Source organism: Nonomuraea sp. CA-218870 (assembly GCF_050936535.1).
In the GTDB taxonomy this organism is placed as follows: Bacteria; Actinomycetota; Actinomycetes; order Streptosporangiales; family Streptosporangiaceae; genus Nonomuraea; species Nonomuraea corallina.
Genome location: NZ_JBNJMN010000004.1, coordinates 52,466 through 78,897, shown reverse-complemented (window position 1 = coordinate 78,897; position 26,432 = coordinate 52,466). Strand labels below are relative to the sequence as shown.

Below are 26,432 nucleotides of genomic sequence, written 5' to 3'. Positions count from 1 at the left end.
TGAGGTGCGCCGTAGCGCTGGATTACCGCAGGTCAGGCCATGAGCCCAGACCTGTACGGAGGGGCGGCTGCTACACCTTCAGAGCCCGGATTTATCGGGCATGAGGGCATTCCCCCACCCATACCGGACACAACCGGACATCTCGGGTGCTGTGTGCTGCTCACGGGGGTGAAAACCTGGGAGGGATCACAGGCGCTATACCGTCTGAGCCCGGATGGCGCCGGGGGTGTCGGGGTGCCTGCCCGGGTGCTCATGCTGCGTCGTCGTCGTCGTAGATGAGCCCTGGATGCCTCTCGGGATCGCGTCGCATCTTGGGCCTGCGTGCCCTGGCCTGCTGGTTGGTCCTGTACCTGTGGTGTGCCTTGCAGAGGGCTCGCAGCCTGTCCACGTGGTGATCGTCGGGCTTGCCTGCGTGGTCGACTTCGAGGTCTTCTGTCACGTCGCAGCCTTGGGGCCACTGGCACACCTGGTCGCGCTGTAGGACGTACTCGACGCGTGCGAGCCAGTCGACTGGCCGAGGTGCTGAGCGCCACGAGCCAGGGCTTTCGATGCGTGGCCTGGGGTCGTCTTGGATCTTGCGGGGCACGCGGTTCTCCCTTGCCTTGGGGCGTCTCTGGTCGCTGCGTCTGATGGCTTGCACGGTGCTGGCCCATGGGGCTTGCGCGTTGCGGGTGGCGGCGGCCCAGCGCATGGCTAGGCCCTGCTGAAGATGCGCTGATGGCGTCGCTGGGCTGCGTCGCTCCACTCCTGCCAGAGGCCCACGCGCTGCTCGATCTCGCCCACGGCGGCGAGGCTGACGGCGAACGGCTCGTGGTCGAGGACGGCTCGCCACTTGAGGACGGGCTGCCGTCTGTTCTCTCGCCACTGCCTGAGCGCGGGGGCGTGCTGGTGGGTGAAGAGGCGACCGTCTCCCACGGGCGGGAGCTCGACGACGGCCCACAGGTCGCGGTCCCTTGTCCCCTGCTCGCCTGCCGCGGACGCGATGTGGTTGCGCGCGGCCGTGAGGTCGTCGAGCTGCCGGGCGTGGCCTGCGGCGCGCTGCCAGGCCGCGAACGCGGCGGCGGGGATGCGATGCAGCATGGTGTCGTCGACGCCGGGCGGGATGCCGTCGAGGGCGTCGGCGAGGTCGTCGCGGGCGTTGGCGAACCGGCCGGCGAGTTCGTTCACCCATGCGGGGGCGGCCTCGGCGATGGTCCGCACGACCATTGCCGGTACGTGGCGGGCGAGGTCGGCGGCGGCGCGGCCGGTCGCGCGGGCGTGCTGGATCGCGTCGGCGTGCTCGGCGAGGGCCTGGCGCATCGCTTGGGGGTCGGCGGGCACGCTGGGGCTGTCCGGCGTGCGGCCAACGTGGGCGATGACGGCGGCGGCGCGCTCGGCGTCGTCGACGGCGGCCGGGATGTCGAGCCCGTGTTCACGGGCGACGGCCAGGGCGCGCTGTGCGGTGGCGTGGTTGACGTGCGCCATCAGTCGGCCATCTCGGATGCGGCGAGCTGCTCGATCTGCCCATCGGACAGGCCGGCGAGTTCGTCGGGGACCGGGACGATGAACTGGGCCTCGAACGCCATGCGGGTGCGCGGGTTGTTGAGGTCGGGCAGGCTGCGGAGCTTGGCGAGGTCTTCGGCTGCCTGCGGGTTGTGCCGTACGTACTCGTTGACGATGGGCGTCCAGACCTTCCCGCCGAGGGGGGCGCTCTGCAGCGTCGAGGCCCGCTCGAAGATGGCCTGACACTGGATCTTGTCGCCGTTGCGGTGGGCGATCTTGTAGGCGTGGGCGGCCTCGCGCGGGTCGTCGAGCCGGGCGGCGTCGAGCTGGGCCTGTCGGCGGCGTTCGGCTTCGAGGTTGTTCGGGGTGCGCCCGCCGCTGCCGTACAGCCTGGATTGGAGTACGAACCTGGTCTCTTCCACGCCGTAGAGGGCGCGTTCGCGTAGCTGGGCCTGCCGCTGCTTGGCGGTGTCGACGACGCGGGCGAGGCCGACTCGGCGGGCCTGGTCGGTGGCGCCGGTCCGGGATCGGATGCTGTCGATCCGGTCTGCGTACTGCTCGCGGGCGTCGGCGAGCTGGTCGTCAACGATGGCTTGTGCGCGGGCCTGTAGGTCGGTGCCTTCGGGGATGGCGCCGGGCGAGGCCGCGTTACCCATGCGGGTGCGAGTGTGGCGCCGGCCACCGAGCCAGGCTGCGAACGTCTGTCCGGGGTCGGTCACGGGGGCCTCCTGCGTGTCAGGCGGCCCGTCTCGTGTAGGCCGCGATGGCGGCCGGGGTGATGAGGTGGGGGTTCGTCTTGGCTGCGGTGAGGCGGTTCTCACTGATGGCGCGGTAGACGGCTGATCTCGTGACTCCGGCGATGGCCGCGGCTTCCGCGACCGTCAGGAGCAACGATTCCTCGTGGGTGTCCGTAATGGCCACTTCGGTGTAATCCGTTACACCTGCCTGGTTGGCGAGGGTGTCGGCGACGAGGAGTTCGGCGAGCGTGGACAGCTCGGCGTATCTGCCGGGGTCTGCCCGGTGGTTGAGCAGCGCACGGCGGACCCTGGCGCGGTCGACGACCATGGCCAGGGTCCGCAGGCTGATGTGGGGCTGGGTCACGTGCCGCCGTACCGCCTCTGGAGTCGGCGGGCGAGGGCGAGCGCGATACGGGGGGAGAACCGCGGGTCTCGATCGAGACCGGCCATGATGCCGTCAACGGCGATCTCGGCGCATTCGTCGAGGACCTGTTCCAGGAGAGGGGCGAACTGCTCGGGCGTCAGGCCGTAGTCCTCCGGCTTGGGTAGCGGTCCATGGAACGGGATCACGGGGTCTCCTTCGGCTTGCGTCCGGTGCCGTTGCAGTGCGGGCACGGCTCAGGTTCCGGCAAATTTGCCGCGCGTTCCCGAGTAAGCAACGCTCGGATCTTGCGTGGCGGGGTGGTGGCGACAACCTCGCGCTGCCGCTCGGGCGTCTCCTCCGCGAGCATGGCGGCGGCAGAGATCGTGAGCGTGCCAGCCATGACCATCTGCTCAAGCTCGGGAATGCCGTGCTCGATCACATATCGGGCGTACCTGACGGAGCGCTCGGAGACGTTCATGAGCTTCGCGGCGGCCTGTATCGCTCGGCTCTCGGTCATGAGGCGTCCTTCGGCTTGTGGCGGTTGGCTCGCTTACGACAGGTGGGCGAGCAGAACCGGGCGTCGGCCCGCGCGGTCTTGGGGACGTTCTTCCGGCATCCGGGGGCCCCGCACTTGCGGCGGGCGGGCTTCGCCGAGGTGGGCTCGACCGGATCGGCCGGTGGGGTGCCGGGGACCTGCATCTGGTTCGGATGAACGCTCGGACCGGTTTTCTCGGTAACCCCGGTAACGGCGGTAACTTCGCTGGTCAGAACGGTTACCGCAGGATCGGCAGTTACCGCATCTTCGGTAACCGGCTCCTCGTCGGTAACCGGCTGATCTGCGTGGTTACCTGAGTTACCGGGGTTACCGAGAATGTCGGGTTGAGCGGGCAGGTACCGCATCCATGCGTCCCCCAGGCCAACGCTCACGCCTTCTTTGTCGGCGTGCCCGGCCACCATGTAGCCCTTGACCGCCTTACCCGAAGAGTCCTTGTACGTCTTACGCAGGACCTCATAGCCGCGCAGCTCTGCGGCCAGCCTGCGAGCGTCGATCGGCTTGCCGTAGAGGTTGCCCCAGGGCGCCTCTTCCATGGCGACCAGGCTCGAAAGGATCTCCTCGGTGCGCACCCGCTCATGACGCTTAATGATCTTCCCGTCCTTATCCCGGACCGTGAAGACCTCCCGCAGGTCCCCCAGCAGCCGGACGCCAAGCGAGAGCGGCCGGCGACTCGGGTCGAGGACGAAGAACTTGCATGCCTCCCGGACGCGGTCCGGCCACTCACCGCCAGCCGCATCGGCGATGGCGTGAAGGGGCTTCCAGACCTCCGCAGGGCGGTCCACAACACCTGCGGGCATCACGGGGCGGACCTTCCCGAGGTCCTCCGCCAACGGCTCCAGCCACGCGGCCAGGTCCGCGGCGATCGGCCTGGCCTCCTCTTCCGCGTCCTCCTCGTAGAACGGTTCGACGTGCTCACCTGCGGCCCGCTTGCGCATGTGGAGCGTGATGGCCCGAGTGGTGATTGTGGCTGGCATACCGCCCGCGATACCGGCCAGCGCCACGGGGGCGAAGACCTTGAACCGCTGGACCCGCATCTTGGACGCGTCGCCCACGCAGCGCGGGATGGTGGCCCCACGCTTGTAGCCAGCGTTGAGCAGTCCGCGAAGGTCCTCGAAATTGCCCGCGTTCTTGACGTTGAAGATCGTGTCTGTCTCATCGAACAAGAGCGTCATCGGACCGTCGAACAGCATGCGGAACAGGGCTGCGGTGGTGGGGGAGAGGATCATTTCGGGCTTGTAGACCAGGTGGTTCAACACCTCCAGGACGCGGGTCTTTCCACTCTCGGGCTCCGCCGAACTGCAGATCAGGCGAGGCGTCGTGTAGAACTTCTCCGCAACGTACGTGTGAGCCGCCCACAGGGAGATCGTGGGGAGACAGTGCTCGTTCGGTAGGCTGAGGTACTGGCCTGCGAACTTCTCCACCCGGCCGAGCACGTCGGCACCGTCGAGCGGCGTGGGCGGGGTCAGCTCTGAGTCGTCGCTCGGCTCTCCGACAAGGTGCAGACTCATGCGGTCCTCCGGGCGGTCCTGAGGGCGGAGCGCACGGTGCGACGGGCCTCCCGTTCGGTGAGTTCGTCGTCGCCGGGCAGCGTGACGGCGACGCGAACCAGCTCGTCTAGGTCGGCCTCGCCGGCGCCGTTCTCGATGGCGCGGCAGCACGCCCAGAACAGCGAGTCGTTCCTGTGACTGGTGCGGGTCGACAGCCACACGGCCAGACCGGGGATGCCGTAGTCGCCCCGCTTGGGGCCGATGTAGGCGGGTGCGGCTACAGGCTTGGGCGGGTCGAGCAGGTCTCGCACGGCTGACCAGTTGAGCATTCCCACGCCGGTCCCCTGGTGGACGAACGTGTACGGCCTGCCGTTGACCTCCGAGGGCGGGGCGACCACGTATCCGCCGCGCGCCTTGAAGTCGATGTGGTGCTTGGCGAGCCTGCCGGACGCCTGGGCGCTGCCGACGAGCCAGCCGTGCATGCCGCCGCGCGGCGTGGCCACGATGGCGATCGGATCGGGGACCAGGCCGGCCCGCTTGAGTCGGTTGAACGCCCCGTAGCCGCTGCCGCTCGGCTCCACGTCGACGTCGAGACAGTCGAACGTGTCGGCGCCCGTGGGGATCGCGACGTTGGCGTTGGGGAACGACGTCCACCAGCGCGAAGCATGCTCAACATCACGGGTCGCGTCCTTGAAGCCGCGCGGGACCAGGACGCCCAGCGGGGCCTTACCGCCAGGCTCGCACGGGAACACCGGCCAGCCGCGGGCGATGTACGACAGGGCAGCATCGAGCATCCGGGTCACGCGGCCACCTCCGAGTCAGCCGCGGCACCTCGGTAGGTCTTGCGGACAGCGAGCCACACCCGAGGCCCGCATCGCGCGCGGCGGACGCCCTGCACGGCGGCTCTCGCCGACTCCTCATCGGTGGCGCGGCGGAGTTCGCCCCGGTGCCCGTACGAGCAGACCGGGCAGCGATAGGCGAACCACCATGTCCGCCTGCCAGCGTGCGGCTCGTACAGAGAGACCCGAGCGAGTGGGTAGCGCAACGGCAACTCGGTCTGTACCGTGAGGGTGTCGTCGTTAGCGCCCTGATGGGTGTTTGTGCGGGCCTCGGGGTGCTCCTCCCGAGGCCCGTTCTCGTTGTCGGGCGGGTGCATCAGGCGGCACCGCCCTGCGCCTGCTTATCGAGGTAGCTCTCCACGTCAGGCCAGCGATAGCGGACAGCGTTACCGGCCTTCGTCCACGGCGGGCCGATCTTCCGATACCGCCACTGGGCGAGGGTCTCCTCCTTCACCTGGAGGTACTCGGCAACCTCCGCAGGCTTGGCGAGGCTTCGGCGCTCGTCAACAGTTTTAGCTCTAGTAGACATTCGGTGCTCCAGCATTGATTCGTATCTATGCGTATTACGCAGCGTGTCAGCTCAGGCTGGATCATGTCAAGCTCGTGTGGGACGCTGCTTATATGGCATCGATGGACAGGCGACAGGTCAACGAAGTTGGCCCCAGCGGCGCGCACGTGGCCGCGAACCTCCGGCGACTTCGAGGGGTACGCGGACTCTCCACTTCCCAGCTCTCCAAGCTGTTGAGTGACCACGGCCGCCCCATCCAGCAGAGCGGAATCACTCGGATGGAGAAGGGTGACCGGAAGATCGACGTTGACGACCTGGTCGCGCTCGCGGTGGTGCTGGGCGTGAACCCGAACGCCCTGCTACTGCCGCCCGTGGCCGACCAGACCTCCACCGAGGTCACGGTTGCCGGCGAGGTTTCCTCTTGGCGGGCATGGCGGTGGGCGGACGGACAGGAGCCGCTCAAGCACCCGTATGACGACGACGACTTCGCCGACTTCCAGATGCACGCCCGCCCGAAGGGCAAGCGCCGGTATCAGATGCTCGGCGAGCGGAGCAACGAGGAGTTGGTCAAGAGGCGGGAGGGCGTCGAGGAGATCGGCCGTCGCCTCTACCCGGACGATCCGCAGGCGCAAGCGGCGCATGTCGAGAGTGAGCGCCGGCGCGATCCCGAGCCATGGCGGGAGGCCTGATGGCGATCTACGACAGGTGGCACAAGACGCACCCGAAAGCCGGTGACCCGAGGTGCTCGTGCAAGCCCGCCCGCGCGAAGACGCGGGACCATGGATGCAAAGAGCGCTGGCAGGTGCGGTGGCGCGACGAGGACGGCAACCAGAAGAAGGAGTCGTTTGCCAAGCTGCCGACCGCCGAACTGCGAGACGCGGAGATCAGGGCGAGCCTGGCCAACGGTTCCTATGTCGATCCACACGCCGGTGCCGTGACGCTCGCCGAGTACGGCCGACGCTACGTCGCGAACATGGGGTGTGATCCTCAGACGGCTTACAAGGCCAGGATGCGGCTTGAGATGTGGGCCTTCTCTCGCCCTATCGGGAAGCTCCCGATAGGAGCCCTGGCTAAGACTCCGTCGCGCATACAGCAGTGGCTCAAGGAACAGGAGCCCCACCTTGCGCCGTCAACGATCCAGCTCAACGCAATTTCGCTGGGCGCGATCTTCAACGCGGCGATTGACGACCGGATCATCAGCCGTAACCCATTCAAGGCTAAGTCTGTCCGGGTGCCGAAGCCGGAGGAGCGGAAGGTGGTCCCCCTGACACTGGCTCAGGTGCAAGCGCTCGACGAGGCGTTACCTGACTGGTACGAGGGCTTCCCGTACATAGGCGCGGGCTGCGGACTGCGACAGGGGGAACTGCTGGGGCTCGCCCTTGAGGACATCGACTTCCTCGGCCGCGTCGTCCATGTGCGCCGACAGGTGAAGTTCTCCAAGGGGCGGCTCGTGTTCGCGCTCCCGAAGTACGGAAAGATGCGAGACGTCCCGTTGCCCGACTTCGTCGGCCTGCGAGTGTCGTCGCGTATCCAGCGTCACAAGCCGGTGCCCGTGACCCTGCCGTGGCGGATTCCGGAGGGCAAGCCGGTTACGGCCAGCCTCCTGTTCACGAGCCGCCGCGGCGATCCGATGTGGGGCAACAACGTGGGCGAGTCGTGGCGGCTGGCTCGGCGCAAGGCCGGCGTGCCCTCGGGTCGAGAGTTCGGCACGCATGTCCTCAGGCATACCGCTGCAAGCGCCTGGCTCGCGTCGGGCGTCGATATCAAGACAGTGAGCGAGTACCTGGGGCACTTTGATCCTGGCTTCACGTTGCGGACATATGTTCACATGATGCCGAACGCTTCCGAGCGTGCCCGCAGTGCGATGAATCTGTTTTTCCAAGATCAAAATGGGCCATGTGCCCCAGAAGTGCCCGGAGATGCCGCCGTATAGGCGTTAACCAAGGTAGATGCGCCTGCGTTGTACTCGATCTGGTAGTTGCCGGTGATGGCGTCGCCCGGCAGGATCGGCACCTGCACGTCGAGCGCGGGCCACTCCGAGAGCGTCTCGAACGGCGGCAGGACGAGATTCTGGTCGTAGGCGAGGTCGAGCCCCGGCCACTCCGAGACGGTCTCGAACGGCGCCAGGAAGATGTTCGCGCTCGGGGTGACCACCGTGACGGCGGGCCACTCCGAGAGCGTCTCGAACTCAGGCAGCGACACCGACCAGCCCCAGTTGCGGGGATGGCGGGACAGGCGCGGACGATTCGAATAGGAGCGTCCAACTCGGGCCACCGGTCAGCCCCTCTCTACCAGCTGGCGGCGCGGTGGACTGCGCTCGTCGGCCTCAACGTGACAGCCCTCGGCGTCTCCGGCCGGGGAAGAACCTCCAAGGCGGCCCAGTTCCACGCCCTAGAGTCCCCGGTGCCGTTGAAGTTCAGCGTCACCGACGTGCCCGCAGACGACGTGTTGCTCGCCTTGTGGACGGCGATACCCGAGTAGACGAACGACACCGCCCACGGGAATCCCGTATCGGACGACGTCGGAGAACTGTCCGACTCCTCGTCAGAGGCGATCCCCACAGCGCGCGAGCCGATAGCGGTAGACGTGTAGGCGGTCACCGTCAGATTCGCCGTGGACGACGACCCCTCTCCCACCGAACCGATGGGCGCATCCAAGTCAACCCCGGTGATCGCCAGCACCTTCAGCGCGACGATGTCTCCGCCGGCGCTACTCGACAGCGTGACCGTCCGGGACGCCGAAGCCGCCGCCACCGCAGTGAAGATCTCAACCGCCGCGCCGTTCGCACCCGAGTCAGGGATCGCCCGCTTCACCCTGGACGTCCACGTCAGGCCCGTGCTGCTGACGGTGTGGGTGACCGCTCCCGAGTTGGACGCACACAAAGCGACCAAGAGGCTGTCCGCCGGCGCGGTGAAGCTGGCCGTGGTCCGCGGTGTGGTGCCGGAGACGATCGCGGGAGACGAGGAGTCGATCGCGATCGGCACCTAGCACCGCTCCCACGTCATGCTGGCCCGCACCGAAACGCTGGCGGCGGCGGTGAAGCGGAGCGCGAACCCGTTGCTGGGGGCGCAGTCGGGGGTGTCGCCGAGCGGCCAGTCGTACAGCAGTGTGCCGCCGTTCGGGGTCAGCGGGAACTCGGCGATCGGGGTCAGCACGGTCGGCTCCGACGTCCAGTTCCGGGCCGCCGTCACCCCGTGGTCGATCGCCCTGCCGTACACCTGCCGTACGGAGGTGGTGAGAGTCGTCGAGTTGGTGGCGGGCGCGTTCGTCGCGAACGTGGCCACACACACCTCGCACAGCACGGGCGCCTCGTTGGCGGTCACGCCCGTGAACCCGAACCAGACCTTCTTCAGATCCAGCCCGAACTCCGAGGGGGCCAGTACGCCGAGCACCGTCTTGGCGGTGGACGCCGACAGCGACACCGCCGCCCCGGTCACGACGGAATATCCAGCCTTGGCCACTTCCGGCCTCCTAACATGCGAAAAGCCCGCGCAAGGCGGGCGAGAAGTCGAAAAAGGCCAAGGTCAGGCGGCGTTGCGGAGTACCTGCCGCCACACGCCGTCCGAGTGGAACGACACGCTGAAGACTCCATCGGCCGTGGAGTACTCGGAGCCGAAGCTTCTGAGCAGCACGGCCCGGTTCGACAGGGACGGCACGTAGATGAGCAGCCCGCCCGCGTCGATCGTGGACTCGGTCCACTCGACCTCCGCGAACTGCCAACCGATCTTGTTGGCGGCGCCGGAGACCTCCGCGAAGCCGGTCACCGTCAGGTCTTCGCCGCCCGCCGTATAGCCCGGACCGGAAGACTCGTCGGAGTCGAGCGGGGCAGTGCCGTATGCCGGGTTGGCCTGGGAAAAGTTCGGGCTGGCCGCCACCTCGTAAAGGGCACCCTTAAAGACGCCCGGCGTGGTGTCCGAGAGATCAAGCGCGATGTCGTTCGACAACGCCTTGATCATGGTGTCGTTGAACCAGCCATCCTGCGTCAGCGCCACAGGACGCCTCCTATCTGAGTCTGATCTTGACGTCCTTGCGCTGGCGTCCCTTGGCGTCGGTGCGTTCGGTTACCCGGTTGCCGAGCTGATCGGTGACGGTCTTGAACCGCTCCCCCGCCTCAGTGCGTCCCTCGTTCACCTGGTCGCGGGTGCGCCACGTCCGCTCACCGGTCACCACGTCGGCGGTGCGCCCGTCACCGAGAGGCGCACCACCTCGCAGCCACTCGCCGAACGTCTGGCCGTCGTCGGGGTTCCAGGGCATGCCGAAACCGCCTCCTATCGGGGATGGAAGTCAGCGCGGACGGCCCTTGGACAGCCACCACAACTCGCGCGCAATAGCGGCCGGCGACTGCTCGGGGGTGGCATGGAAGTTCTCCACGTTGAGCATCGACCCGTCGCCGCCCTGAGCGCCGCCCCGCACGGACTGCCACTGCCGGTCGGTGAGCACCGGCTCCGGCCTGCCCGTGCCGTTGAACACGAGGCTGTGCCCGGTCGGCAGGAAGCCGCCCGAGTCGTACTCGGTCGGCGGCACACCGACGAGCTGCGCGGCCCGTGCCGCCACCTGCCGCACCTTCAGCCCTGTCTGCGGTGCCTCGATGATCGTGTTCGGGTTGACGTACATCCACACATGGCCCGGATGCGGGAAGCCGAGCGCCCCCGGCACGGGCTTGCCGATCTGCTTGACCCAGCCCATTTGCTGCTGGCTGGTCCGCGGGATGTCGCCGCGTCCACCCGCCTGCCAGGCCCGCATCGTCAGGCCGGAACAGTCGAAAACGTTGGGGCCAGTGCCACCCCACTTGTAGTCCTTGCCGATCTGCGCCCTCGCGAACGCCAGCGCCTTCTGCGCGCCAGGCCCACCCGCCTCCGACTCCTTCTTCTCCAGGAAAGAGATCACGTCGGAGACCATCTTCTTCGGCCAGGCCAGCAGCATATTCCCCCACGGGGAGCCGCCCATGGCCTTGGACGCCTGGTCAAGGATCGGATTCATGAGCTTCTCGGCGGCGAACCTCACCCCCGACGCGAGCAGGTCGCCAACGATGCCGCCGCCCGCCAGCCCCTGGAAACCCTGGAACGGCGACAGCGACTTACCGTGCAGAGCGGCCTTGTTGACGGCGTGCAGGCGGGCGCGCTCGTACGGGTCGCGCATCGCTTCGCTGACGTACACGCCCTCGCCGCGGCGCATCGCCACAAGCTGGTCGTCACCCTGCCGGTACGAGCTGGTGCCGGGCAGGATGCCGCCGCGGGCGAGCGCCGGCAACGGGCTGAGCTTGAGGTCCTTCAGCCCGAGAGCGTCGGCGACGGTGTTCCACAGCTTGACGATGCCCTGGTTGTAGACCGTCTCGATCACGAAGTTGACGGGTTTTTTCGCGACCTCCTTGAGCCCGTTCCAAACCTTCTCGATCATCGCGACGCCCTTTTTGAACCCATCGGGCAGGTTCTCGGAGATGAACGCCGCGAACGACTTGACCGCGGGCTGGATGACCTTCTCCCAAGCGACCTTGATGACCTCGGAGATGCCGTTCCAAGCAGGCTTGATGATCTTTTCCCATAGCCAGGTAAGGACCGGTCCCAGAATCGTCTGCCAGTACAGGACGAGAGCCGCCACGGCGGGCTTGATGATGTTGTTCCAAGCGAACTTAATCACCGCTCCGATGCCGTCGAAAGCGGGCTTGACGATGTTGTTCCACAGCCACGTGATGACCGGGCCGAGAACCTTCTGCCAGTACAGCACCAACGCCGCCACCGCAGGCTGGATGATGTTCTGCCACGCCCACTGAATCGCGGTCGAGATCGCGTCCCAGGCGGGCTTGACGATGTTCTCGTACAGCCACGTGATGACCGGTCCCAGAATCGTCTGCCAGTACAGCACCAGAGCGGCGATAGCGGGCTGGATGATGTTCGTCCACGCCCACTCGATCGCCGCAGCGATACCGTCCCACGCCGGCTTGAGGACGCTCTGCCACAGCCACACGGCCGCCGGCGCGATGACGTTCTGCCACAGGAACACCAGCCCGTTCCAGATCGGCTGCAGCACGTTCGTCCACAGCCACTGCGCCACCGTCGCAATAGCGCGGAACGCTCCCTGCACGATGTTCCGGAACGTCTCGCTGTTCTGGTAGGCGTAGATCAGGCCTGCGACGAGCAGCCCGATCGCGGTGATGATCAGCCCGATCGGGTTCGCCTTCAACGCCACGTTCAGGACCCGCTGCGCAGCAGCCCACACGAGCGTCGCCGCCGCGACAGCCCTCTGCGCCACCGCCGTCGCCAAGACCCGCGCCCTGGCCACGAGCGCCTGCGTGGCGATCCTGGTATAGCCGAGCGCCACCTTGCCGAGCCCCACCGCCCCCGTAGCCGCGGCACGCCCAGCCGAAGCAATGGCCGTACCCGCCGTCCGCGCCGCGGCCCCGGCCCGGGTGGCAGCGGTCTGGATGCCGGTCCACGCCGCCGTCGCCCCCTTGGAGGCGACCGACCCCGCGGTGCGGGCCGCCGCGGCGATCCCTGCCCCGGCGGTCCTGGCCACCCCGGCGGCGGCCTGCGCCGCCCTGCCCAGGCCTCCCCACACGGCCCTGGCGCCGTTGACGATCGACGACACGGTCTGAATGGACGCCCGGACGCCGTTGACCACGGTAGTGATGCCCTGCCACGCCTTGAACGCCACGAACACGGCGCCCGCCGCAGCGGCGATCGCCTGGAGCTCGCCCGGGGTGAGGCCGGCCAGCGCCTGCGAGATAGACACGATCACGTCCAGCGCTCCAGCGCCCGGACCGGACAGGCCGGACAGCAGGTTGCCGATGGCGATCGCGATGTTCTTGACGATCTCGATGACCTTGGGCGCGTTCTGCTGGACGTAGGTGATGAAGGCATGGAAGCCTCCCGACGTGCTGAGGCCCTGACCCCACTTGGAGAACGCCGCCGTGGCGGCCTCGATCCCGCCCACCACGGTGGGCATGAACGGCAAGAACGCCTTGATGATCCCGGCGATGCCGGTAGCGATGTTGCCGAACGACTTGCCCAGCCCGAAGATCGCCTTCGGCGCCGCGGCGGTGATGTCAGCGATGAAGTTCGTCCAGAAGGGGTTCTTCAGGCCCTCCTGCATCTCTCGAAGCAAGCCGCCGATTGCCACCGACACGCCCCGCACCAGCGGAGACACCTTCGGCAGCAGCGACTGGACCAGCGACAGGCCGCGCCCGAACAGGGGCAGAATGCTCGGCTCCAGCGACTTCTGCCAGTCCTCGTAGACCTTGGAGAAGCTTTTCCACTGCTTGGCCAGCTTTGCCGCCGCCGGGGACAGCTTGACGACCTCTGCCGCCACCGACCGGTTCGCCGCAGCCGACTGCTGGGCTGCGGCGGCCTGCTGCAGCTGCATGATCCGCAGCTGGCGCTCGGAGTCTTCGACCCGCTTGTTCGCCTGGGCGATCTTCTCCCGGGCGGCGATGACCTGCTTCGAGCCCTCGATGCCGGCTTTGTCGGCGGCCTTCTGTTCCTCGCGGAGCCGCTTGCTGCGAGCCTCGGCGTCCTTGGCCCGCTGCTTCGCCTGCCGTACGGCGAGTTCGGCCCGCTTGCGCTCCAGCTCGCCCGCCTTGGGGTCAGCCTCGACCTCGGCGAGCCGCTGTCGTGCCTCCTCCACGGCGAGCGCCGCCGACTCCTCATCGAGGGCGGCGTTCGCGACCGTCCGTGCAAGATCCTCGGCCGCCCGCTTGGCCTCTTGCCGCGCTGCGGTCAGGCCTTCCTCGGCCAGCTTCGCGGCGCGCTTGGCGTCCACGACCCGCTCTTCGGCCGCCGCCAGGTTGATCGCCTGGATCTGCGCCTGCTGCGCAGCACCCGCCGCCCCCGACGTCGCCGACGTGGCCGCCTTCTGTGCCTGCTCTTGCTGCTTCAGCGCCTCGCCGATACGGGACACGCTCGGCACCGCCACCGCCGCCAGGCCCGCGAAACCGACACCCGCCGCGGCGAGCGGGGCCGTCAGCGCGCCGAGCCCGGCCGCCAGCGACGCCCCCACCGGGATCGCCGCCAGGCCAGCCAGTGCCGCGGAAATGACGCCGATCGACGACAGCGCCCCAGAGATGTCTACGTCGACGCGGGCGTTGACCGTCTTCCCGTCGATCGCCGACAGGGCAGCCTGCGCCGTCGCCAGCTCGGCTAGAGCTGCGGTGATGTCGGCCCGGACGTCGACGGACACGTCCCGCCCGTCGAGGGCGGACAACTCCCGCTGGATCGCCGCCACCTCGGCCTGCGCCGTGGCCGCGTCCACGTCGATGCCGACCGTCTTGCCCGACAGGGTCTCGATGCGGGTGCGGAGATCCTGGACCTTGCGCTGCGCCTCGGACGAGTCTGCGTCGAGCTCGACCTTCGGCAGCGAGCGGAACGCCGCCTCCATCGCCGACTTGACGCCCCGGGCGAACGCCCCGCCGACCTGGGCGCCATCCTTCGGCGCCTGTTGCTGCTGCCGGCGCGTCTGCTCCCGCAGCGGCTCGTAGACGCCCTTCAGGCTGTCGGAGATGCCGCGACCGATCTCCTTGCCGATCTCCTGACCGACCTGGTACGCGCCGGGGACCAGTTGCTTACGCAGCGTCTTCTGAAACCCGGTCGCGTCCGGCACAACCGGGACGACAACCTCGCCCGCCACGAACTCGGCCACCAGCCACCTCCTGTCGCTTGGTGGGTGGCCGGGCTACTCCGAGCGCGGCAGGTGGGTGACACGACCCGGCTTGGTCTGCTGCCATGTCCCGTTCAGGGGGGCGCCGTGGATGCGGCGGTAGACGGCCTCGGCCTGCGCTGCCGACAGGGCTGGGCGGCTCTTCTTGCCCTTCGTCTTCACACCTGGCCGCGGGGTCGGCTCAGGCTTCTTGCTCTTGCCGCCGTGGGCGACGAGCGTCACATGCAGCAGCCAGCGCACCGAATCGATGAGCGAGGCGAGCAGCATCTCCGTCTGCGACCACTGCCCGCACGACGGGTCCGCGCCCTTCGCCGACCGGGCGATCTCGGCGTCTCCCATCTTGTTGCGCAGCGCTGTCTTGGTCGCCGATTCGGGCGGCAGGTGGCGGATCAAATTGCCGAGCAACCGCCACGTCATACGGGACTCGCCACCGCCTGGCCGCCATAGATCCCGCACATCCGTCTTCCCGCAGTGGATCCACAGGTCGGCCTCGACGTCGTCGTAATGCTCGGCGAGCAGCGCGGCGAGGCCCGCTATTCCCCCCGGCTGACTCCCTGATAGTGCGCAGTGGCAGCCTCGATCAGGGCGCTGATGTCATCGGACGACACCCCTTCGAGCTTGCAGAACCGCTCGTAGTCGTCGCCGAGCAGCTCCTTGACGAAGTCCCGCAGGCTGCTCTCGCCCGTGGACAGATCAGCGGTGACCCGCCAGTCCGCGTCCGCAGGCGGCTGCATGGTGAAGTACTCGCCGTCCACGTCGAAGGTGAACGGTTCCTGTGTCGCCTCGCGCTTACGCTGGCGCAGACTGAAATGGGAGACCGGCTTGCCAGCCTCGGTGATGACCTTCTTGGGGGTTGCCATCAGGAGCTGACCTCATCCACCTGGGGCGCCATGTAGGCGTGGTAAACCAGGTTTCCTGACGCGTCCGGGTAGGTGGAGATGGTCCACTCGTAGCCGGCCATCTCGCCCTGGGCGTAGGTGACCTCGGACCTCTCCGTGATCTCGCCCTCGGGGATGTAGAACCGCTCCCAGACGTCGCCGTCATACACGTCGAAGATCCAGGCCCGGCGGTCGGGCGAGGAGACGCCGCTCTCGGCGAAGGTCACCACTCCTTCGCCGTCCGGCACCAGCTCCGCCACGTCGATCTTGTACTGGAGGCTCTTGACGATCGGCCGGTTCGTCTCCCACGCGGTGAAGCTGAAGGTCCTGACGCTGGAGGTGGTGACGGTCCTGAACGGCGAGTTGAGGCCCCACGGCGTGAACGACTCCGAGTCCTCGTCGACGCCGTTGGTGAGGCCGTCGTCCGAGATGGCGCCGATCGGGAGCCACAGCCCGCTCGGCGTCTCCGCCGGGTCGGTCGGCTGGGCGGTGCCGAGCGGAGCCACCCAGGCTCCGCCGTTTGAGCCGACGAGCGCGAGATCGTCGGCGCGAACAATGGTTGCCATTGGTGATCTCCTGATCTCCCAGGTAGGGCATGCAAAAGCCCTCGGCCGCGACGGTCCGAGGGCTGGAGTGGATGCGGGCTAGGCGGGGCGGATCACGAACGCGTAGGTCGCCTCGTAGCGACGCATGTTCGGGTTGTCGTACGGCACCTTGTGCGGGCCGGTCCGGGTCTCCACCCGCGAGAAGACGGCGCCGCCCGTCGTGGCACCCCACAGCTGGGTGTGGAGCGCCTTCTGTACCTGTAGGGCCAGGTCGCTGGCAGCCGGACCCGTAACGGCGAAAGCTGAGATGTCCACGGCAGGCTGGTCTCGGCGGAAGCCGTCGTAGGGGCCGCCGAGGCGGACCACCTGTAGCCACGGCAGCCGGTCGTCCAGGTCGGATGGGGTTTCCGTGGAGGCGCGTACGTCGTCGAGGGTGCCTTCGAGCCAGGCGATCAGCGCCGCCTCGACGTCGATCACTCGACACCCGCCGCTCTGCCCATCGCCCGGTAGCGGGGCGTGCGGGAGGTGCCCCACTCCACGTACGGAGCAGCCGGGTCGTCATTGACGACCTTGGATACAGCGCGCGGCTTCGGACCAGGCCGGATACCCGTCTCGACCCGGAAGCTCGACTTGTATGTGCCAGTGTCCTCGGGCGCGTCAGCGACACAGCGATCCCGAACCCTCTCGGCCCGCTGCTCCATCGCACCCTGCATCGTCTTCGACGTGAGGATCCGGCCGATTCCCTTGTAGTCGGGGCGGAAACGCGCTTTCGGTGCCACAGTGACCTCCCGGGGGCATCAGGGACCGACACGAGGGAGCAGGCATGGCCTACGACGCACTCAGACCCGACATCCAGGCCGCCGCCGACCGAATGGAGACCAAGTTCGGCGCCCGCCGCGAGATCCGCAAACTCGCCGGATACCTACGGGAAGGCGAGTTCGTCCAGTACTTAGCCGGCGGCTTTTACGGCGGTGGACTTGGGCTGCTCGCTCTCACTGGCGAGCGCCTGCTGTTTGTCCGCGACGGATGGGTGAATAAGGCCAGCGAGGACTTCCCGATCGACAAGATCACATCGGTGGAGTGGAGATCAGGCTTCTCGCAGGGCACCCTCACCGTGCACGCGTCCGGAAACCGAGCCGAGCTGAAGCAGATATACAACCCGGATGGCAGCCGGATCGCCGAGGCCATCCGCAACCGCCAGACCTCGCCACCACCCGCTCCAGCGCCACAGGCCAGCCCGCTCCCGCAGGAGCAGTGCATAGGTGACCAGCTCACCAAGCTCTGGCACCTCGTCCAAGCCGGCGCGATGAGCCAAGCTGAGTTCGAGGTGGCGAAAGCGCAGCTTCTCGGCCCGATATCCGTGCGGACGACTATCCCCGGACACGCTCCAAACGGAGTTCCACCCCAGCACGGGTACCGGTGAGCGGGCTACGCCATGACGACGGCAACCCCTGCACCTCGTAGACCAGTCCGCGGACCCGGATCTGGTCGGTGGAGCGAACGTCGGTGCCGTACGGGGCGAGCGCGGTAAGGCGTTCGCTCGTCTGGTCCTGGCCGTGATTCTGCTCGGTGGAGCCGGTCGGCCACACCGCGCACCCCTCGACGGGGAGCTCGGCCACGGACCAGACAGGGTTGCCGTGACCGTCCCGGCCCGTCTGGGTGCGGCGCAGCAGCACGACGGTCTCCCCCGCGGGCAAGGGCAGCGGCATCGGTCAGATCTCCTGCCACTGGCGGGAATTTGGCCAGCCGTCGCCGTCCATGTCCCACGGCCACGTCGGTGCCGGCGTCGCCTCCGCCGGGGTGGGGTCGATGGTGAACGCCCCGCCCCGCCCGCCGAGACGCTTCAGTGCCGCGGTCTCGGCTTTGGTCATGTACAGGCCTGCTTGCGGGCGCTGAACCGTGTACGGGCCGACCGTCTCGGAGGAGACTGCCTGCGGGTTGGCGTACGCCCGCCCCGCCATGGCCAGCACCACCGCGGACGCCCCGTCCGGCAGCGGTTTGACGACGGATTCGGCGAGCGCCGTCGCCTGCTCGATCAGCAGGTTCGCCCGGCACTCGTTGATCTCCGGCACGTCCAGGTAGAGGGCCAGATCGACAGCGTTGACCACGACCACCCCTCCCTACAGGGACTCGATCGCCTCGACCCAGGCGGCGAGATCAGCGGACGGGTCGAGTTCTTTCGACCGCTGGAGAGCACGCTCCGAGGCGGCGGCCCACTCGGCAGGGTCGTCGAGCGCCCGCAGGGATGCCTCCCATGCGTCGACGTCGCCCGCCTCGCAGAAGATCCCCGCGTCAGCGAGGCTCTCCGAAAGGCCAGGCGTGGGTGCCGCGACGACCGGGATGCCGGACGCGAGTGCCTCCACCCCGACACGGCCCCACGTCTCCGCATGTGACGGCATCAGCAGGACGCGCGTCCGGGCGTACACCTGCTCGCGCATCTGGTCGCCGGGCACCTGCCCGATCACCTCGACGTTCGGCAGGTCGCGCACGATCTGGTGGCCGTAGGCGCCCACGACCGCCAAGAAGCGGTGTTCGGGCATGCGCGCGGCCAGCTTCCAGAAGGTTTCGGCGCCTTTCTCCCTGTTGAGGTTGCTCATCGCGATGAGCTGGCCGGGAGTGGTGGCGTAGTCGTCAGCGAACACCGGCGGGCGGACCACGATCGACCGGGCGGGCTTCAGCCACTTCGGCCGCTCGTCGAACAGCGACTCGGCCTCGGCCTGCAGATGCAGGCTGTTGTACACGGTGAGCGCCGTCGACCCGGCTCCGATGTTCCGGAACACCGCCGGCGCCGGGTTGTGGGCTACGACGACGAACGGAATCCCGTACCCTCTCGCGAGCGCGCCGGCGGCGGGCACGTTCTCGTACTGGGAGATGACCACGTCGGCGTGCCGCACCGTCGAGCCGAAGTCGAGGCGGGCCGCCAGCGGGATCACCATGATCCCGTCCAGGTGGTACGGGTCGCGCGCCTTCCCGTACCTCGACAGCCACACCTGCACGTCGTGCCCGCGCTGGGCGAGCGGTCGCAGCATCGAGAACAGCGCCCACTCGCCGCCCGCGTTGTGGTGCGGCGGCGCCGAGTGGATGCGGACGACGATCCGCTTCGGCCTGTCGGCCTTCCCCTGAAGGGCAGGCCACTCGGCCGGACGGGCATCCGCCGCGGCGGGCCGCTCGGCAGGCTCGGCGGGCGACTTCGGAGGCTTGACCTGCCGGGTCCGCTTCGGCGGAGGGTCACCCTCCGCCGTCCTGCGACGCGGCGGCATCAGGAGATGTAGCCGTTCGTGGTGTACTTCACGAACGCCTCGACATCGCCGACGACGAAGCCGTAGTAGGCCTCCGCCAGGAGAAGAACCAGGTTCTCCTGGAACGCAGAGTGGACGCCGCCTTCCTCGTCCACGTAGGTCGCCTCGGCGGAGATGCGGACCGTGATGTCCATGCCGACGCCGTACGCCGCCTGGCTCCAGTCGCCGCCGATGGCCCGCAGGCCGGAGTCCGTCGAGGTGGACTGGCGGCGGTGCTTGCCCGACACCGACCGGGAGTAGGCGAGCGGCTCGGCGATCAGCGTGCCCGCCGACGCCGCGTTCGTGCCAGGCGTGGTCGTGTCCACGAAGATCGGCCGGCCGTTGGCGTCCACCGCCAGCAGCAGCTCGGGCTTCAGCCGCGGGTCGGCGACGAAACCGGTCATGTCCCAGTCGTCGTCGACGATCTGCTTCATGCCGTTGACCAGGTCGGCGTAGATGCCGCCGTTGGTCTGGGTGGCGGTGCCGAGCTCCTGCCACTTCGTGGTCTCGATCAGGTAGTCGGGGAACGGGCCGGACGCGCCCTTCATCGTCTTGCCGTGGATGGCCGCGTAGTCGAACGCTCGGGCGAACGCGGTCGGCAGGTCATTCTGCAGCTGCGTCCACAGGCCGGCGGCGTTGGTGTTGACGACCTCCTCCGCGACCGGGATGAGGACGGCCAGCTTCTTCGCGGTCATCTGCTTGACGTCGATACCGCCGGACGACAGCGGCTTACGCGCGCCCTGGCCGACCCAGTCCGCCGTGGGGACATCCATCGGCACGGGGATGCTGGTGGTGGCATCGATCGCCAGCGGGGCGCGACGCGCCAGCTGCATGACCGCGGACTGCTCGACGGACTTCTCGAAGATCGGCCCAGTCAGAGTGCGGGGCAGCAGAGAATCATTGAGATCCGACAGCAGGATCGGGTCGGTCGTAGCCATGGAGACTCCTTATTTGCGGCTACGGAGCCGCGAATGAAGAAACCCCGCGAACTCATCCGCGGGGCTTGACGAACGTTGCTTGTTGGCGCTCGACGCCTGCGTCATGTCAGGCGCAGGCGGGCGCCGCTTCTCCGGCTCGGCGGCGGCCTTCTTCGCCAGGTGCGGCTTGCGGTCGAGCAGATCCGCCAGGTCGGCTTTGATCTGGCCGGCGTCGATGTCTCCGTCGTCGGAGTAGCCGCCGAACTTCTCCCGCAGGTAGGTGATCGCGTCTTCGGGGTCCTCGAACTGGCCGGAGGCCAGCGCCCGCACCTCGGCGCGGACAGCCCGCTCCAGAAGCGCTTCGGCGCGCTTTTCCGCGTTCTCGGCCCTGGCGAGCGCCCTCTCGGTGTCGCTCTTGTCCTTGTCGCGATACTCCTGGAGTTGCTTCTCCAGGTCACGCCGCGCCCTGTCGGCTTCGCGTTTGGCGCGCTCGGCGTCGTTGCGGAGCTTGCGCTCCTTGGCCAGGGCAGCCTTGCCGGGGGTGCCGAGCTTGTCGTCGTCGCCTGCTTCGTCGGTGCCCGTCGCGGGCTCCTGTGCGGCGTTGTCGACGGTCTCCTCCTCGGACGTGGCGTCCTCGGGGGCGTGCTGCTCGGTGGTGTTGTCGTCAGCCATCGCGGCCTCTCGTTGCTGGCCGGGCCGTCGCGGCGCCGCGCCATGGGGTGATCACCCCGCGGAGGCGGGGTCGGAACGCCGGAAGGCCGCACGGTGGCGGCCTTTCGGAAGCTTGAAAGGGGGCTCTATGCGGGCTCTTCGCCGCGCCCCTCGAACGCTTTACGCCAGGCACGGAGTTTGGCCTTGGTGCCATACGCGTCGCCCGTGGAGCGGGCATACAGGTCGTCCCAGCCCAGGACGTACTGAGGCGGCTCCCAGATCTGCCCCTCGAACAGCGGATACACGGTGCAGTCGCAATTAGATACAATTACGCCATTAGCCCGATACCAGCCTTCACGCGTCTGGAGATTGAATACGTGACCGTCGAAATCAACCCTGCGGACCTCGATAACGCGGTCACGCTCTACGCGTCCGGTAAGACGTTCAAGGAGGTCTCTGCCGAGACGGGCATAAGCGTCAGCACCATCCACAAGGCCGTGAAAGCCCGAGGGATCGAACCGCATCGGCCGCACCGGACCAGTGCCAACGCCCTCGATCGGGCCATTGACGCCCACCTTTCCGGCATGACCGGGCGCGAGGTCTACGCGACGACGGGGGTGTCGCCTTCCGTTCTGTCGCGCGAAATCGTGAAACGTGGACTGCCGCGTCGCTCTCGGCGCGCCCCTCTGAACGTCACCGAGATCATCACCGCCTATAAGGCGGGCGAAAGTGAACTCGCGCTGTCTCAGCGGTATGGAGTGGCCCGCACTGTGATCCGCAACCGCCTCATAGAGGCCGGGGTGCCCATCAGGGGAAGCCGGGAAGCTGGCCTTATTCGCGCGAGCAAGCTCACGCCCGAGGAGCGGAAACGCCAGGCCGAGAGAGCGCACGAGGCCATCCGAGGCCGTGCCGTCTCCCCCGAGGAGGCCATCAAGCACGCCCAGCAGCGCGAACGGACTCTCTCTCACGCCAGCGACCGAGAGTTCCAATTCGCCAAGTACCTGCAAGCTTCGGACTTTGACGTGACTCCCCAGAAGGCGGTGGGCCCGTACAACGTGGACTTCGCCATCGGTCCCGTCGCCGTGGAAGTCCTCGGCGGAACCTGGCACGCGCGTAAGCCCGAGCACGCTGAGCGCACCCCATACATCCTCAATCAGGGATGGGCCATGGTGTTCGTCTGGGACCGCAAGCAGGCCCCCCTGTGCATTGAGGCTGCTGACTACATAATCGCCTTCGCCGAGGAGGCCCGCCGGAACCCATCCCTGATCGGTCAGTACCGGGTGATTCGGGGTGATGCGCAACTCGTGGCCAGCGGCGGTGCGGACGATGACCATTTCGCCCTTGAAATACCGTCGATAGCCAACTTCTGCGGCAGGCCCATCGACTAGCACGTCTCCCGGCACACAGTTGTTGTGGAACTTGTACTCGCCCGCCCCCTCGAAGCGGCGATTAGCCCCGGCACCTGCGGTTTCGCGCGTATGGAAGACCGGCCCGCGGCTCACGAGCAAGGCGCAGAACGCGCACGCGTCCGGGCCGGTATGGCGCGCCCAGGCGATGGCCTCGTCATCCTCGCGGATCGCTTCGGCGATCGTGTCCCGCCCGACGTCGGCCACGATTTTCTGCGCGGCGCCTTCCGCCTTCTTCTCGGCGGCGGCCAGGCGCTCCCCGATCGGCGACGGACCGTCGTCCTCGGGGATCCACAGGTCCTTGGTGGCCCACCGCAGCGACGCGTCCGCCTTCCCGTCCGGGATCACGGTCGGGGCCGGCACGAACACCCCGCGGGCGCGGGCGATGTCCCGCTCCTCGGAGTAGTAGTCGGCGGCGAGCGTCCCCGACATGCGAGCGAACGCCTCCAGCAGCTCCTTCACCGCCTCGATCCACAGCGGGACGGTGGTGGCGAACGCGCCGAGACGGATCAGGTCCCACAGCGGGCCGAGCTGCTCAGCCACACGCGCCGACAAGGCACGCTGGGCGGCCTGATGCTCAGCCGCTCTCGACTGCTGCGTCATCCGCGGCCTCCGGCTCGGCGGTCTGTTCGCGTGCCGCCCGGCGTGCGGCCAGCTCGTTACCGAGGTCGGTCAGCGCCTGCCGGCCTTGAGCGCGGCGCCGGTCGGCGTGGACGCGCCGCCGCTGCCCTTCCGTCAGGCCGACCATCTCCAAGGTGACGTCGGAGTCCGCGGGCAGGATGCCTGCCTGGACTAGCTTGGTCGCGGCGTCGGTCTGGCTGGCCATCGTCGGCGTGGCCGGGTTGCGCCACACCGTCTCGATGCGGCGGGACCGGTCCGGCAGGTCGCCCGTCTTGACCAGCAAGGCGAGACGGAAAACCTGCGCCCACGGAGTGTTGAACAATGCCTGCTTGCGCTCGGCGCGCTTCACCAGCTGCGCCTCCGTCGAGCGGATCGCGTCCGCCGACGCCGGGTTGTCGGTGGTGTAGCCGAGGTAGTGCGGCGGCAGGCCAAGCTGGGTGGCCATGATCCGCGCGTACAGGTCGACCATGCGGGTGTACACGGACGGGTCGTAGGCGGCGAACTGGCCCACCGTGGGGACTTCGCCGTCCTCGTCCCGCTCCAGCGCCAGCACACGGCCCAGGTAGGCCTCCCAGGCGGACTTGGTGTTGCCTTCGGCGTCCTGGAACGCGCTCTCGGACGCGCCGAGGATGTACCTCTGAGGAGCGCCATAGAACTCGCGCGCCACCTCCATCCCCATCAGAGTCCGGCAGGCCGCGTCCGTGACGCTCATGACCGCGTTCGTGATCTCGGACCGTCCGATCCGGTCCGCGGTCCGCTGCCGGTTCGAGATCCGCACCACCGGCGGCAGGCCGAGCCCGTGGTCGTCGCGGTCGATGACCTCCCATCCGGAGTTCGTCGCCACCACGTGGATCGATGAGTCCGGCAGGTACAGCACCGCCGCGTCCTGGTCCTCGATCTTGTACAGGCGTAGCCCCGACGTCACCGCCCGAGCGCGCGCGTCGTAGAAGACGGTCATGTCGAGCGGCGACTCGACCGAGATCAGCGGAGGCATGTCATCGTCATCCGCCGACCCGACCGCCACATACGATCGGCCGTAGATCAGCGAATCCAGGTGCGCCAGCTCAGACTCGGCGATCAGATCGTTCGCCTCGGCGATCTCCTCAAGCTCGCCCGAGTCGTCCGGCGAGTCCTTGTACCGCCACGTCTCGATGTCCAGGCGGTTCTCCAGCGCGTCCACGCCGATCTGCGGCCACCCGATGACCGTGTGCAAGCCCTTGAGCTGTGGCGGGATCGAGATGCCGAGGTCGCGGATCAGCTGCTCACCGTTGTAGTAGCAGTCCCGCAACTCCAGGCCGAACCGGTGCGACAGCAGCTCGCCGCGGAGCGCGCCGAGGAGTGCCGTCTCATCGTCCGTGAGCGTCAGCAGCGGAAGTTCGGGGATGACGGCAACCAACAGAACCCCCTCCTAGCGCATGATGACGACACGGCCTTTGCCTGGCTTGCGGCGCTTCTGCCATTCCTTCGATCCGAGCAGCAGGCGGCGGACCATGCGTGCGCCGATCACACACACCGCTGCGTCGATCTTCTTCGGCGAGTCCGGGGACTCCTTGCCAATGGACACTCCGTACCGGTTCGGCCGGCGGCGGGCGTTGCCGACATGGCGCGCCACTCTCGCGTCGCCATCGTGAGTGAAGTGCTGGTCGAGAATCTCTGTCTCGGTGAGTTCGCACGCTTGCGTGAAGTCGTACAGGTGGCCGCGCATATCCCAGGCGATCAGTTGCGGATCTTTCCCGGCGGGGACGGCCTTAACGAGCAACTGGTCGGCATAGCGCTTCGGCCACGTGACCTTCGCGAACCCCTCCCATTCCTTCACGTCCGAGAAGAAACCGAGCACCTTCCATCGGTCGAACATCTGCTCCACCGCTGCGTCCACCGCAGCGACAGGCACGACCGACTCGGTGTCGTGAGCGGCGTCCGGCTCCCACACGCCGATCGTGAAGACGTGGCCGTCCGACACCCGGCACCCGATCAGGGCGGTGGCGTCACGGCTCTTGGAGCCGTCGAAGAACGCGACGATCTCCTCACCGTCCGCCACCACCTGGGTCGGGTCTGCGATGGCGCTCCACGCCTGCGGCTCCAGCCACGCGTCCTCAACCGCAGTCGGCCAGTTGAAATACTTCCGCTTGGAGTCGTCCGGCTTGGCCCGCGGATCCCAGATACGGGTGACGATCGCCCGATGATTGACCCACCAGCAGTCGTCATACACGAACTGCAGCCCACGCAGCAGGGACACCTCATCGGCCATGTCCGTGTCCGGCGGGGCCACTCGCGCGTCGTACAGAATGCGCGATTCGTTGCGCGTTCGACCCTCTTCCTGTGCCACCCATGCATCCCAATCGGCTTCAGCGATCGAGCCGATGCCGGGTATCCACGAGTTACAGGTGGTCATCATGCGCGAACCCGACTTGGCCAGGTTGTCGGCGAGCGTCGAGGACAACTCGGTGCCGCCATTGCTGGGCTTCCAGTGCTCCGTCTCGTCGCCAACGATCGCCGTTGCCTCCGCACCTTCAGCCGCAGTGAACGACGACGTGATCTGCTCCAGCGTTCCCTCGGGCGCCTTGAAGTACTGCGTCTTCCCTGGGTCGAGCGCGAACTCCTGGACCAACCGGGAGCCCTTCGGTGCAAACGCCCGCACCATCCGCATCGTGTTCTTCGTCTGGCTCTCCGCCGTCGCCACGATCTGCACCCACGGCATCTCCACCGGCCGGCCGACGCATCCGCCCGGCACCTTCGGGTCAAAGTCCTTCAGTCGTACCGGTGCCGTGAGTTCGGCGAGAGCCCACAACGCGGCGAACGGGCTCTTGCCGCTGCCCTTGGCGAGCCTCCGCACTGCGTGGTGGAACAGCCATTCGCCAGACTCATTGACGGCGTAAAACCACAACAGGAACCGGATCTGCGAATCGGTGAACTCGAACCGCTGGCCCGCGCGGGGCCCGTTCGGCTGCTTCAGATACTTCGTCGCCCACCGGACGACCTCCCAGCCGAGCGTCAGATCGGGGAGACCCTCGGGGAGCGTGACGAGCCGGTCAGCCGGAGAGACGACGCTGATACTCATCGAGAGCAACCACAGCCGCCTCCTCGTCGGCATCGGCTTGCACCGAACGTTCCAGTTCGATCCGCATACGGCGACGGTCCCCCTCCGTCGTCAGCAGACTCGACATCCCGGACATCACCGCGGCGAACAGTTGCGCCGAGAACCGGCCGGCCTCCAGGTTGCGGGACATCGCCTCCGCGATGTAGCGCGCAGTCGCCCAGTCGCTCGCCTCATAGAAGACCCGCTGCCCCGACGCCCCCAGCGAGCGGAACCAGCGCTGCGCGATTGGGTGCCAGGACTCGTCCGGTTCCTCCGCGTCTAGCGGAGCACCCGCAACCGGCACCTTCGTGACTGCTTCCTGCTCAGCCTTCGTCCGATGGCCGTGCCGCTGGTTCGAGCGCTTCCCTACCGGCCCGCGAGCACCCATGACAACCCCCCGAGACGGTCAGGCGCTACAGGCGCTCTCGGCGGCTCTCA

The 26,432-nt window shown here is 67.9% G+C and carries 32 protein-coding genes; 3 read left to right on the top strand and 29 right to left on the bottom strand.

Annotated features, from left to right (window positions below; all coding sequences use genetic code 11):
• Positions 1-250: 250 nt before the first annotated feature.
• From ACQEUU_RS37555 to ACQEUU_RS37515, 9 genes are all read right to left on the bottom strand, one after another.
• Positions 251-586: an HNH endonuclease signature motif containing protein gene (locus ACQEUU_RS37555; RefSeq protein ID WP_433075585.1), complete on the bottom strand. Its 336-nt coding sequence runs from the start codon at positions 584-586 to the stop codon at positions 251-253.
• A gap of 107 nt (positions 587-693) precedes the next feature.
• Complete coding sequence (locus ACQEUU_RS37550) at positions 694-1,464, bottom strand: hypothetical protein (RefSeq protein WP_433075582.1); 771 nt, start codon at positions 1,462-1,464, stop codon at positions 694-696.
• A complete protein-coding gene (locus tag ACQEUU_RS37545; RefSeq protein ID WP_433075579.1) occupies positions 1,464-2,138 on the bottom strand; it encodes a hypothetical protein in 675 nt (224 codons plus the stop codon). Before ACQEUU_RS37545 ends, ACQEUU_RS37550 begins: the two co-directional genes overlap by 1 nt.
• Before the next feature lie 79 nt (positions 2,139-2,217).
• A complete protein-coding gene (locus tag ACQEUU_RS37540) occupies positions 2,218-2,583 on the bottom strand; it encodes a helix-turn-helix domain-containing protein (protein ID WP_433075576.1) in 366 nt (121 codons plus the stop codon).
• On the bottom strand, positions 2,580-2,789 hold the full coding sequence (locus ACQEUU_RS37535; RefSeq protein ID WP_433075573.1) for a hypothetical protein: 210 nt from the start codon (positions 2,787-2,789) through the stop codon (positions 2,580-2,582). Before ACQEUU_RS37535 ends, ACQEUU_RS37540 begins: the two co-directional genes overlap by 4 nt.
• Complete coding sequence (locus tag ACQEUU_RS37530) at positions 2,786-3,100, bottom strand: hypothetical protein (protein ID WP_433075570.1); 315 nt, start codon at positions 3,098-3,100, stop codon at positions 2,786-2,788. Before ACQEUU_RS37530 ends, ACQEUU_RS37535 begins: the two co-directional genes overlap by 4 nt.
• Positions 3,097-4,647: a DUF3631 domain-containing protein gene (locus ACQEUU_RS37525; RefSeq protein ID WP_433075567.1), complete on the bottom strand. Its 1,551-nt coding sequence runs from the start codon at positions 4,645-4,647 to the stop codon at positions 3,097-3,099. The genes ACQEUU_RS37530 and ACQEUU_RS37525 overlap by 4 nt, the downstream gene beginning before the upstream one ends.
• On the bottom strand, positions 4,644-5,420 hold the full coding sequence (locus ACQEUU_RS37520) for a bifunctional DNA primase/polymerase (protein WP_433075627.1): 777 nt from the start codon (positions 5,418-5,420) through the stop codon (positions 4,644-4,646). Before ACQEUU_RS37520 ends, ACQEUU_RS37525 begins: the two co-directional genes overlap by 4 nt.
• A 361-nt stretch (positions 5,421-5,781) precedes the next feature.
• Positions 5,782-6,009 carry a helix-turn-helix domain-containing protein gene (locus tag ACQEUU_RS37515; protein ID WP_433075564.1) on the bottom strand — a complete coding sequence of 76 codons (228 nt, stop codon included), beginning with the start codon at positions 6,007-6,009 and terminating at the stop codon, positions 5,782-5,784.
• A gap of 77 nt (positions 6,010-6,086) precedes the next feature.
• Here ACQEUU_RS37515 and ACQEUU_RS37510 point away from each other — a divergent pair, with 77 nt between their 5' ends.
• Both ACQEUU_RS37510 and ACQEUU_RS37505 read left to right on the top strand, forming a co-directional pair.
• A complete protein-coding gene (locus ACQEUU_RS37510) occupies positions 6,087-6,662 on the top strand; it encodes a helix-turn-helix domain-containing protein (RefSeq protein ID WP_433075561.1) in 576 nt (191 codons plus the stop codon).
• Positions 6,662-7,906 carry a tyrosine-type recombinase/integrase gene (locus ACQEUU_RS37505; RefSeq protein WP_433075558.1) on the top strand — a complete coding sequence of 415 codons (1,245 nt, stop codon included), beginning with the start codon at positions 6,662-6,664 and terminating at the stop codon, positions 7,904-7,906. Before ACQEUU_RS37510 ends, ACQEUU_RS37505 begins: the two co-directional genes overlap by 1 nt.
• On the opposite strand, the gene ACQEUU_RS37500 is transcribed toward ACQEUU_RS37505, so the two are convergent.
• The 11 genes from ACQEUU_RS37500 to ACQEUU_RS37450 form a co-directional block, all read right to left on the bottom strand.
• A complete protein-coding gene (locus ACQEUU_RS37500; RefSeq protein ID WP_433075555.1) occupies positions 7,858-8,175 on the bottom strand; it encodes a hypothetical protein in 318 nt (105 codons plus the stop codon). The genes ACQEUU_RS37505 and ACQEUU_RS37500 overlap by 49 nt on opposite strands.
• Before the next feature lie 86 nt (positions 8,176-8,261).
• Positions 8,262-8,786 carry a hypothetical protein gene (locus ACQEUU_RS37495; protein ID WP_433075553.1) on the bottom strand — a complete coding sequence of 175 codons (525 nt, stop codon included), beginning with the start codon at positions 8,784-8,786 and terminating at the stop codon, positions 8,262-8,264.
• 171 nt (positions 8,787-8,957) lie between these two features.
• Positions 8,958-9,434: a hypothetical protein gene (locus ACQEUU_RS37490; protein WP_433075550.1), complete on the bottom strand. Its 477-nt coding sequence runs from the start codon at positions 9,432-9,434 to the stop codon at positions 8,958-8,960.
• Between the two features lie 63 nt (positions 9,435-9,497).
• The gene (locus tag ACQEUU_RS37485; protein ID WP_433075547.1) at positions 9,498-9,965 is read right to left on the bottom strand and encodes a hypothetical protein; all 468 of its coding nucleotides are present in this window, start codon (positions 9,963-9,965) and stop codon (positions 9,498-9,500) included.
• 10 nt (positions 9,966-9,975) lie between these two features.
• On the bottom strand, positions 9,976-10,227 hold the full coding sequence (locus ACQEUU_RS37480) for a hypothetical protein (protein ID WP_433075544.1): 252 nt from the start codon (positions 10,225-10,227) through the stop codon (positions 9,976-9,978).
• Between the two features lie 30 nt (positions 10,228-10,257).
• Entirely contained in the window at positions 10,258-14,604 is a 4,347-nt protein-coding gene (locus ACQEUU_RS37475; protein WP_433075542.1) for an NlpC/P60 family protein, read from the bottom strand.
• 33 nt (positions 14,605-14,637) lie between these two features.
• Entirely contained in the window at positions 14,638-15,039 is a 402-nt protein-coding gene (locus tag ACQEUU_RS37470; RefSeq protein ID WP_433075539.1) for a hypothetical protein, read from the bottom strand.
• A 116-nt stretch (positions 15,040-15,155) separates the two neighbouring features.
• Complete coding sequence (locus ACQEUU_RS37465) at positions 15,156-15,482, bottom strand: hypothetical protein (protein ID WP_433075536.1); 327 nt, start codon at positions 15,480-15,482, stop codon at positions 15,156-15,158.
• A complete protein-coding gene (locus ACQEUU_RS37460; protein WP_433075533.1) occupies positions 15,482-16,066 on the bottom strand; it encodes a hypothetical protein in 585 nt (194 codons plus the stop codon). Before ACQEUU_RS37460 ends, ACQEUU_RS37465 begins: the two co-directional genes overlap by 1 nt.
• Before the next feature lie 78 nt (positions 16,067-16,144).
• Positions 16,145-16,522, bottom strand: a complete 378-nt coding sequence (locus tag ACQEUU_RS37455; RefSeq protein ID WP_433075530.1) for a hypothetical protein — start codon at positions 16,520-16,522, stop codon at positions 16,145-16,147.
• A complete protein-coding gene (locus tag ACQEUU_RS37450) occupies positions 16,519-16,824 on the bottom strand; it encodes an HK97 gp10 family phage protein (protein ID WP_433075527.1) in 306 nt (101 codons plus the stop codon). Before ACQEUU_RS37450 ends, ACQEUU_RS37455 begins: the two co-directional genes overlap by 4 nt.
• Positions 16,825-16,868: 44 nt before the next feature.
• Between ACQEUU_RS37450 and ACQEUU_RS37445 the strand changes: the two genes are divergently transcribed.
• Positions 16,869-17,468: a PH domain-containing protein gene (locus ACQEUU_RS37445; protein WP_433075524.1), complete on the top strand. Its 600-nt coding sequence runs from the start codon at positions 16,869-16,871 to the stop codon at positions 17,466-17,468.
• On the opposite strand, the gene ACQEUU_RS37440 is transcribed toward ACQEUU_RS37445, so the two are convergent.
• From ACQEUU_RS37440 to ACQEUU_RS37400, 9 genes are all read right to left on the bottom strand, one after another.
• Positions 17,416-17,754, bottom strand: a complete 339-nt coding sequence (locus ACQEUU_RS37440; protein ID WP_433075521.1) for a hypothetical protein — start codon at positions 17,752-17,754, stop codon at positions 17,416-17,418. The two genes, ACQEUU_RS37445 and ACQEUU_RS37440, sit on opposite strands and share 53 nt — an antisense overlap.
• A 3-nt stretch (positions 17,755-17,757) precedes the next feature.
• A complete protein-coding gene (locus ACQEUU_RS37435; RefSeq protein ID WP_433075517.1) occupies positions 17,758-18,153 on the bottom strand; it encodes a hypothetical protein in 396 nt (131 codons plus the stop codon).
• Between the two features lie 12 nt (positions 18,154-18,165).
• Positions 18,166-19,305, bottom strand: coding sequence for a glycosyltransferase family 4 protein (locus tag ACQEUU_RS37430; RefSeq protein ID WP_433075514.1), 1,140 nt, complete (start codon positions 19,303-19,305; stop codon positions 18,166-18,168).
• Positions 19,305-20,261: a phage major capsid protein gene (locus tag ACQEUU_RS37425; protein ID WP_433075511.1), complete on the bottom strand. Its 957-nt coding sequence runs from the start codon at positions 20,259-20,261 to the stop codon at positions 19,305-19,307. Before ACQEUU_RS37425 ends, ACQEUU_RS37430 begins: the two co-directional genes overlap by 1 nt.
• Positions 20,262-20,270: 9 nt before the next feature.
• A complete protein-coding gene (locus ACQEUU_RS37420) occupies positions 20,271-20,912 on the bottom strand; it encodes a hypothetical protein (protein WP_433075507.1) in 642 nt (213 codons plus the stop codon).
• Positions 20,913-21,037: 125 nt separating this feature from the next.
• Positions 21,038-22,900, bottom strand: a complete 1,863-nt coding sequence (locus ACQEUU_RS37415) for a hypothetical protein (RefSeq protein ID WP_433075504.1) — start codon at positions 22,898-22,900, stop codon at positions 21,038-21,040.
• Positions 22,875-24,314 (bottom strand): phage portal protein, encoded by a 1,440-nt coding sequence (locus ACQEUU_RS37410; RefSeq protein ID WP_433075501.1) that lies wholly within the window; start codon positions 24,312-24,314, stop codon positions 22,875-22,877. Before ACQEUU_RS37410 ends, ACQEUU_RS37415 begins: the two co-directional genes overlap by 26 nt.
• 12 nt (positions 24,315-24,326) lie before the next feature.
• Positions 24,327-25,976, bottom strand: a complete 1,650-nt coding sequence (locus ACQEUU_RS37405; protein WP_433075498.1) for a hypothetical protein — start codon at positions 25,974-25,976, stop codon at positions 24,327-24,329.
• Positions 25,948-26,382, bottom strand: coding sequence for a hypothetical protein (locus ACQEUU_RS37400; protein ID WP_433075496.1), 435 nt, complete (start codon positions 26,380-26,382; stop codon positions 25,948-25,950). Before ACQEUU_RS37400 ends, ACQEUU_RS37405 begins: the two co-directional genes overlap by 29 nt.
• Between the last annotated feature and the right edge of the window lie 50 nt (positions 26,383-26,432).

Coding starts and splice junctions, on each gene's coding strand:
- ACQEUU_RS37425 (WP_433075511.1), bottom strand. CDS start 20,261: ATGGCTACGACCGACCCGATCCTGCTGTCGGATCTCAATGATTCTCTG.
- ACQEUU_RS37465 (WP_433075536.1), bottom strand. CDS start 15,482: ATGGCAACCCCCAAGAAGGTCATCACCGAGGCTGGCAAGCCGGTCTCC.
- ACQEUU_RS37530 (WP_433075570.1), bottom strand. CDS start 3,100: ATGACCGAGAGCCGAGCGATACAGGCCGCCGCGAAGCTCATGAACGTC.
- ACQEUU_RS37545 (WP_433075579.1), bottom strand. CDS start 2,138: ATGGGTAACGCGGCCTCGCCCGGCGCCATCCCCGAAGGCACCGACCTA.
- ACQEUU_RS37405 (WP_433075498.1), bottom strand. CDS start 25,976: ATGAGTATCAGCGTCGTCTCTCCGGCTGACCGGCTCGTCACGCTCCCC.
- ACQEUU_RS37400 (WP_433075496.1), bottom strand. CDS start 26,382: ATGGGTGCTCGCGGGCCGGTAGGGAAGCGCTCGAACCAGCGGCACGGC.
- ACQEUU_RS37480 (WP_433075544.1), bottom strand. CDS start 10,227: ATGCCCTGGAACCCCGACGACGGCCAGACGTTCGGCGAGTGGCTGCGA.
- ACQEUU_RS37445 (WP_433075524.1), top strand. CDS start 16,869: ATGGCCTACGACGCACTCAGACCCGACATCCAGGCCGCCGCCGACCGA.
- ACQEUU_RS37460 (WP_433075533.1), bottom strand. CDS start 16,066: ATGGCAACCATTGTTCGCGCCGACGATCTCGCGCTCGTCGGCTCAAAC.
- ACQEUU_RS37520 (WP_433075627.1), bottom strand. CDS start 5,420: ATGCTCGATGCTGCCCTGTCGTACATCGCCCGCGGCTGGCCGGTGTTC.
- ACQEUU_RS37440 (WP_433075521.1), bottom strand. CDS start 17,754: ATGCCGCTGCCCTTGCCCGCGGGGGAGACCGTCGTGCTGCTGCGCCGC.
- ACQEUU_RS37550 (WP_433075582.1), bottom strand. CDS start 1,464: ATGGCGCACGTCAACCACGCCACCGCACAGCGCGCCCTGGCCGTCGCC.
- ACQEUU_RS37525 (WP_433075567.1), bottom strand. CDS start 4,647: ATGAGTCTGCACCTTGTCGGAGAGCCGAGCGACGACTCAGAGCTGACC.
- ACQEUU_RS37515 (WP_433075564.1), bottom strand. CDS start 6,009: ATGCTGGAGCACCGAATGTCTACTAGAGCTAAAACTGTTGACGAGCGC.
- ACQEUU_RS37470 (WP_433075539.1), bottom strand. CDS start 15,039: ATGACGTGGCGGTTGCTCGGCAATTTGATCCGCCACCTGCCGCCCGAA.
- ACQEUU_RS37505 (WP_433075558.1), top strand. CDS start 6,662: ATGGCGATCTACGACAGGTGGCACAAGACGCACCCGAAAGCCGGTGAC.
- ACQEUU_RS37415 (WP_433075504.1), bottom strand. CDS start 22,900: ATGACGCAGCAGTCGAGAGCGGCTGAGCATCAGGCCGCCCAGCGTGCC.
- ACQEUU_RS37430 (WP_433075514.1), bottom strand. CDS start 19,305: ATGCCGCCGCGTCGCAGGACGGCGGAGGGTGACCCTCCGCCGAAGCGG.
- ACQEUU_RS37510 (WP_433075561.1), top strand. CDS start 6,087: ATGGCATCGATGGACAGGCGACAGGTCAACGAAGTTGGCCCCAGCGGC.
- ACQEUU_RS37420 (WP_433075507.1), bottom strand. CDS start 20,912: ATGGCTGACGACAACACCACCGAGCAGCACGCCCCCGAGGACGCCACG.